This is a genomic window from Mesorhizobium alhagi CCNWXJ12-2, assembly GCF_000236565.1.
Taxonomy (GTDB): Bacteria; Pseudomonadota; Alphaproteobacteria; order Rhizobiales; family Rhizobiaceae; genus Allomesorhizobium; species Allomesorhizobium alhagi.
Window position 1 is genome coordinate 1 of sequence record NZ_AHAM01000295.1, and the last position, 6,471, is coordinate 6,471.

Here is a 6,471-nt window from a genome sequence, read left to right on the forward strand (position 1 = left end):
TTCATCAGAATTGCAGCAGAAGGGTAGGAAAAACATGAGGAAATTTCGGGCAATCGCTTTTGCCTCGCTGGTGGGACTGGCCGCCGCGCAGGGCCAGGTCTGGGCACAGGACAATGACGACGACGATGATGATGCGGCCGCGGCCACCACGGAGCAAGCACCGGCCGAGAAGCCGACACGCGCCAGCAAGGATGTTCCGGAACTCATCCTAGGCACCAAGGACGACCAGTTCACGGCCAACCAGAAGGATTTCGAGCTGATCGCCGGGCAAGGCTATCGCTGGAAGATTTCGGCGGCGGGCGGCCTGGAATACAAATTCCATACCGATCTTTTCCGCAATGTCTGGATGAACCAGATCGTCATCAACGATCTCGAAGTGCATATGAACGGTGCGCCGGCCTGGCTGGAATACGACGCGGACGGTACGATCCAGGTCCAGTTCACCACCGTCCGCCCCGGCATCTACACCTGGTCGGTACCGGATCTTGCCGACCGGGGCATGAAGGGCACGATCACCATCAAATAAATCGCATATTGCAGATCGCCCGACAGCCCGCGAGTGCTCCTTCCGAGCCGTTTCGGGAGGAGCAAGGGGCCAGTTCTGATCGAAGCCAATGCCCGTTTGCTGACGCGCAAGCCGTCTTTTGGCGTGCCGCGAGCAAGCGTCACATTCGACATCCACAAAATTGGAAACGGATGCCGGGCATTCCGACCTGGGACGGCGTAGTCCATCCCGACGTTGTGACGCTGTTCCCACACGGGCGGATGTGGCCGCAGCGAAGGCCGTGATAGGCAGCGCCTATGCTGCACCGAGGCGCCGCGTGGGCAAAAATGCCTTGCACAGGCAGCCAAAAAGCAGACTGATAGTGACGCGATTCGGATAACGATCATAGAAAGCGACGCGGCATAGGCGCGCCGGTCGGCATCAGGTGGTGGAGGGCTTTTGACGTCCGGGCGGTGGGGCTGCATGAGAGGAAGAAATGCGACTTATCCTTAGCATCATCCGCAGGGCCTGGCATTCTGCCTTGCTTAGACTCGACAGCGCCCGGTTGCGGCGGCAAGGGAGGCAACTTGGCCATCTCGACCGTCGCGGCTGATTTTGCCACAGCCCGAACGTCTTCACACCTGATTTGCGGGGTGCGTACAGGCGTGATTTTGACATCCGTGCCAATCAGCACCTTGATATCGAAAATTGGCTACTCGGATGCGCGCTGAATTTGGCCCCGTTCGGAGTTCTGTGTACATGAGACAGAAAGAGCACGCTGGCGAAGTCGACTATCTCTTCGATATCCTGTTTCTTCTGGGACTGCCGATCTGGATACTGGTCATTCGCCTGGATGGCTGGTGGTATCGCCGCCGCAAGCTGAATCCGCAAGAGCGCAAAGAACAAGCATCGATCAATTGACAGAGGGGCTATTTGCTTGCTGCCAGTTAACCAACCGGTCGAGCCCGCCTGCGGCAGTTAACCCTTAGGCAGCGGGCCGATCTGCTGCTTCACCGGCGAGGAAGCTTTGTGTGGCGCCGACGCTTCAGTGGCCCGGAACAGCGGTGATGAACATGAAATTCATCCAACCAGCGCGTTGATGTCGCTGGAAGATTCTCGTCTCTGGATGAGCAAGTAAGCGGCGTCCAACGAGAACCCTGGGATCGCATTGTCCCTCGGCCTGTTCATGCTGATCGCCCGGATACCCCCAGTGATGCTGGGCTGGGCATCAGAGCATCTGGTAAGGGCAGTGCGGCCCAGCCTGGAATGCTAACGTCCGCGCCTCATCAAGGGTTGGGGGCGTCAGCGCGACCAGAACGTCGGGGGTGAAATGATCATCGCGGCGAGGATTTCGAGCCGCCCTAGCAGCATGGCGGCCGAAGGGATTCACTTGGCCGGCGGCCAGCAGGATCTGCGCCCGCTTGAGCTTGCGCGCCGGATGCCTGCCGCTGCGCAGCATCGCTGTGAGTTCGTCGCGTTCGGGTTGGTCGAGATCGACGCGATAGCGTACATTCATCCGGATGGCCTCCTTCGATTGCGGAGGTTCCGGAAGAATCGGAAAATGAATCAATTACTTGACGGACAGCCGCCGGACGCCCCCCAATTCACCGACAAACAGGGCCAGTATCTCGCCTTCATCTGGGCTTATATGCAGGTCAACCGCCAGCCGCCGGCCGAACGCGACATGCAGCGCTATTTCGGCGTCACCCCGCCTTCAGTCCACCAGATGGTGCTGACCCTTGAGCGCTTAGGCCTGATCCGCCGGCAGCCTGGTGTTGCACGAAGCATCGAACTGCTCATCGACCACAACGGCCTACCGCCGCTGCAACCCATCCAACCCGCCATATCCTCTGTGCAGAGATAGTAGGATGATTCTCGTTAGGGATCAGGCCGCTGCCCCTCGTCTTCAGTCCATCCGCTTCCGGCGCGGTGACGGCAGCCGCGTGGCGATTACCTTGTCGATACGGCGGCTGTCCAGGTCCACGACCTCAAACCGCCAGCCGAGCGCATCGATGCTCTCGCCTGTCTCCGGAAGCCGGTGCAGATACGATAGAACGAAACCGGCGACGGTTTCGTAATCGCGGTTTTCCGCCAGCACGATTCTCAACCGGTCGGCCATCTCATCGACAGGCATGTATCCTGCTAAAAGCCAGGACCCATCCTCGCGCTGTACAGCGACAGGACCTTCATTGTCGGCATCGGCGCGAAAGACGCCTGTGATTGCCTCCAGAATGTCGGCCGGCGTGATAATGCCTTCGAAATTTCCGTATTCGTCGTGCACAAGCGCCATCGGTACCGCACTCTGTTTCAGGGTCGTAAGCACATCGAGCGCGTCAGCAAGGTCATGGACGACAGGCGCGGATCTTACATGAGCACGCATGTCGAATGGTTTTCCCGAGATCATGGCAGCCAGGATTTCGCGGGTCTGCACCACCCCGATCATGGCGTCGACGCTGCCTTCGCTGGCCGGAAGCCGGGAGTGTTGGGTTTCTGTCAGCAGCTGCCGGATCGTCGCGTCATCAGAAGTAAGATTGATCCAATCGACCTCAGTCCTGGGCGTCATGATTGCCCGTGCCGTCCGGTCGCCGAGCCGCATGACGCCGGAAATCATTTGCCGTTCATCGGACTCGAGCACGCCAGCGCCCTCGGCCTCGGCGATAAGCAGATGGATCTCTTCGTCGGTGACTTTGCCCTCGCTCTGCTCCTTTTGCCCCAGGATGCGCAGAATGGCGCGTCCGGACAGGTCGAGCAGCCATACCAGTGGCGCGCCAAGCCATGCCAGCCACACCATGGCTGGCGCAACTTTGGCCGCAATCCCTTCGGGATTGCGCAGTGCGATCTGCTTGGGCACCAGCTCGCCGATGATCAGAGAACCGTAAGTGATCAGCACCACGACGATGCCGACGCCGAGCGCATTGGCAATTCCGATCCGAACGCCCTGCTCTACGAGCCAATTGGTCAAACGCAACCCCAGAGTAGCCCCGGAAAATGCACCCGAAAGCACTCCGACAAGCGTAATGCCTATCTGAACCGAAGACAGAAATTTGCCCGGATCAGAGGCAAGCGCCAAGGCGCGGCCGGCGCCGACGACGCCGCGATCCATGAGTGCTCTAAGGCGAGCGGGGCGGGACGAGACGACCGCCAGTTCGGACATGGCAAGAGCGCCGTTGACGACGACGAGAACGACGATGATCGAGAGTTCGATGGCGAGCATTGGACAAATCCTAGAGCACTGTCACGATGTCAAGCAACGGTCAGCGGGTGCGGAGCCGATCCATGTGGCCAATCGGAGATCCAAATGGTTGGCGGTGAATTCGTGACGGTCAAGGACCAGCAAACCGTCCGTCCTTTTCAACTGAACGTGCCCGTGAGAACAAACAGGGCCCCCTTAAAGAGAGCGAGGACGACACCGCCGACAATAGCCAACGATGCGACGGAGGCGACAAAACCAGCGATCACCCAAACGCCGTCGCGTTCGAGGATTCCAAACGAAAAAAGGCAGATGGCAAGTGCTGGTGGATTGTTTCCGAGAGGGATGGGCAGAACCATAATAGTCGCCAGGATGAGGCACAGCACGCCGATCCCATATTCGGCCGGCGGTCGCACGAGAGTGTCGAGACGCGGGCGGAAAAGGCGCTCGCCCTTGAGGAGGCAGGGATTGACGCGTGTGGCCAGCGCCGCAAAGTCAGCTCGCGCCATCGAACGATCGGCAATAAACCGGCGAAGCCACGGACGCCTTCCGAAGGCGAGCTGGGCGGCGAGAAACAACAGTGGGGCACCAAGTACGGATGACGTTCCCGGCGGGGCCGGAATCAGGTTCGGAATCGCGAAGACCAGCATCAGCGGGCCAAAACCCCGGTCACCCATAGCCTCCAACAGATTGCCGACCGACACACGATCCCTGCCTGAATCGGCGGCAATCGTCAGGAGTATCTCGGAAAACGCGCGGCCTCGCTTTCGACGCGCACTTCGCGGAGTGAGGGCTCCTGCCGCGGATTGGCCCTTGTCAGTCATAGTCCGTCTCCGGAGCGACGGCGCTCGGACATATCTCTCTCTTTGCACCGCAATCAATCGCCGGAGAATGGCCTTTCCTTGTGCGGCGACATCCATTCGCCGATACCGTTCCGAAAAAACGATGAGGGCTGCGCCTGGCAGCCCTCATCGTTACTTAGCCTCACGCCTAGAATTCGATGTCGGCGAAATCACCGCCATCGTCAAACCCTGCTTCATCAGGTGCAGCCTCGTTGTCGGCAGTTTCCGCTGGCTCGGCTGCCTGAGCCTGATTGCCGCCAAACATGCCCGCGATCGCATTGCCGAGGAGCACGCCGCCTGCGACGCCCATCGCCGTCTGAGCGGCTCCGGCGAGGAAGGCGCCGCCAGCCCGACTTCTGGGCTGCTCCTCCTCCGGCCCCATGGCAGGCGCACGCCCGACACGTGGCACGGAGCGCCGCGGCCGCGACGGTTGTCGGCCGTCGCCGAAGATGTTGGAGAGCAGGCCGCCGGAGGACCGCCGCGAGGTCGCTTGCTGTTCCAGCTCGTTGATGCGGGCCTGCGCGGCGTTGAGCGCCTGTTCCTGCACGACGATGGTTTGGGCCATGTAGTAGGGCGCGCCAGGCTGTCGGGTGATCTGCTCACGGATATACGCTTCAGCCTCCGGATCACGCGGCGGTGCTTGACGCTCGACCTTGGCGAGCTTCTCGAACAGGCTTTGAATCGCCTGCTGGTCGTTATTATCCATGGAGATGAAGCCTCCTCGAATATTCCGGTCGATTATTCTTCCCGCTGGCCTGTGAAGGTCAGCAGCAGCTGGAAGATGTTGATGAAATTGAGGTAGAGCGAAAAGGCTCCGAAGACGGCGAGCTTCTGCTGCGATTCCTGGTCGAAGTTCTCCGCGTACTGTTCCTTGATCGTCTGCGTGTCCCAGGCGGTCAGCCCGACAAAGACGAGAATGCCAATCACTGAGACGGCGAACTGGAGGGCGGTCGAGCCTAGGAAGAGATTGACGACGCTGGCGATCACCACGCCGATCAGGCCCATGATCAGGAACGAACCGAACTGGGAAAGGTCACGCTTCGTCGTATAACCATACAGGCTCGTTGCGCCGAACATGGTGGCGGCGATGAAGAAGGTGCGCGCGATGCTGGTGCCGGTGAACACCAGGAAAACCGATGCCAGCGACAGGCCCATGACCGCACAGAATGCCCAGAACATGGTCTGTGCGCCGCTTGCCGATATCGATTGCATGCGGAACGAAAAGAAGAAAACAAAGGCCAATGGCGCCAGCATCACCACCCATTTGAGGGGCGTCGAGAAGATCGGCACGTAAAGCGCCGGAGTGGTTCCGACGATGTAGGCGACAAGGCCGGTGACGACGAGGCCAAGGCCCATATAGTTGTAAACGCGCAGCATGTGCTGGCGCAGACCCTCATCGATCAGGGCGCCGGCGTGGCCGCGGGCGGTTTCAAGGCGATATCCCGGATTGGGCGTATTCATGTGAATGCTCCTGGTTTGGATCAGTAAAGTGTATCTGCGAGAGCGATTGCCGCCCGATCGAGATTGCGAGTGTTGGCCTTGGCCACAAGGGCATAAGCGACGTCGCCGATCTGCCAATATGCGGCTGTGACGTCATCCTTATGAACGCTCGACGCCCGAACGACATCGAACGAGCCCGGCCGAACTGCGAAGAGCGAAAGCATATCGAAATCATTCGTCCGGATCGCCATCTCGACGCTCGGACCGAATTTGGACGGAAACACCTGGACGTCGGTCACATACCAGTCAGCCGGCAATTGCGGCATGACGATTGCGGTGGACGCACGAATTTCCTCGGGATCGTACTCTGGGACCTCGGGCTGCGAGGACATCGCCGCGCGGACCTGGGTCGTTCTATGGGCCATCACGGCATCCTCGACATAGGTTGGTGGCGGTGCGGAGGCGATGACCTCCGTAACAGTCAGGGGACCGAGATAGGCGTTGGCAAACCACCC

Annotated in this window: 7 protein-coding genes and 2 pseudogenes; 3 read left to right on the forward strand and 6 right to left on the reverse strand. The window is 60.0% G+C overall.

Annotation, left to right across the window (positions count from 1 at the left end):
* Positions 1–526, forward strand: a 526-nt coding sequence (locus tag MAXJ12_RS30665; protein ID WP_244421663.1) for a cupredoxin domain-containing protein, incomplete at its 5' end; no start/stop codon positions are given.
* 717 nt (positions 527–1,243) lie between these two features.
* Complete coding sequence (locus MAXJ12_RS37925; protein ID WP_008840066.1) at positions 1,244–1,405, forward strand: hypothetical protein; 162 nt, start codon at positions 1,244–1,246, stop codon at positions 1,403–1,405.
* A gap of 475 nt (positions 1,406–1,880) precedes the next feature.
* Here the strand turns inward: MAXJ12_RS37925 and MAXJ12_RS39355 are convergent.
* A pseudogene (locus tag MAXJ12_RS39355) lies at positions 1,881–2,000 on the reverse strand (IS630 family transposase); the annotation flags it as partial.
* Positions 2,001–2,045: 45 nt separating this feature from the next.
* Here MAXJ12_RS39355 and MAXJ12_RS30670 point away from each other — a divergent pair.
* A complete protein-coding gene (locus MAXJ12_RS30670; RefSeq protein WP_040588976.1) occupies positions 2,046–2,348 on the forward strand; it encodes a LexA family protein in 303 nt (100 codons plus the stop codon).
* A gap of 42 nt (positions 2,349–2,390) precedes the next feature.
* Here MAXJ12_RS30670 and MAXJ12_RS30675 read toward each other — a convergent pair whose 3' ends face one another.
* The 5 genes and pseudogenes from MAXJ12_RS30675 to MAXJ12_RS37930 all read right to left on the reverse strand — a co-directional run.
* Positions 2,391–3,698 carry a hemolysin family protein gene (locus tag MAXJ12_RS30675; RefSeq protein WP_008840068.1) on the reverse strand — a complete coding sequence of 436 codons (1,308 nt, stop codon included), beginning with the start codon at positions 3,696–3,698 and terminating at the stop codon, positions 2,391–2,393.
* Positions 3,699–3,835: 137 nt separating this feature from the next.
* Entirely contained in the window at positions 3,836–4,498 is a 663-nt protein-coding gene (locus MAXJ12_RS30680; RefSeq protein WP_008840069.1) for an exopolysaccharide biosynthesis protein, read from the reverse strand.
* A gap of 166 nt (positions 4,499–4,664) precedes the next feature.
* Complete coding sequence (locus MAXJ12_RS30685) at positions 4,665–5,222, reverse strand: DUF2076 domain-containing protein (protein WP_008840070.1); 558 nt, start codon at positions 5,220–5,222, stop codon at positions 4,665–4,667.
* A gap of 32 nt (positions 5,223–5,254) precedes the next feature.
* Positions 5,255–5,977: a Bax inhibitor-1/YccA family protein gene (locus MAXJ12_RS30690; RefSeq protein ID WP_008840071.1), complete on the reverse strand. Its 723-nt coding sequence runs from the start codon at positions 5,975–5,977 to the stop codon at positions 5,255–5,257.
* Positions 5,978–5,997: 20 nt separating this feature from the next.
* Positions 5,998–6,471 (reverse strand): annotated as a pseudogene (locus tag MAXJ12_RS37930) (anti-sigma factor family protein); the annotation flags it as partial.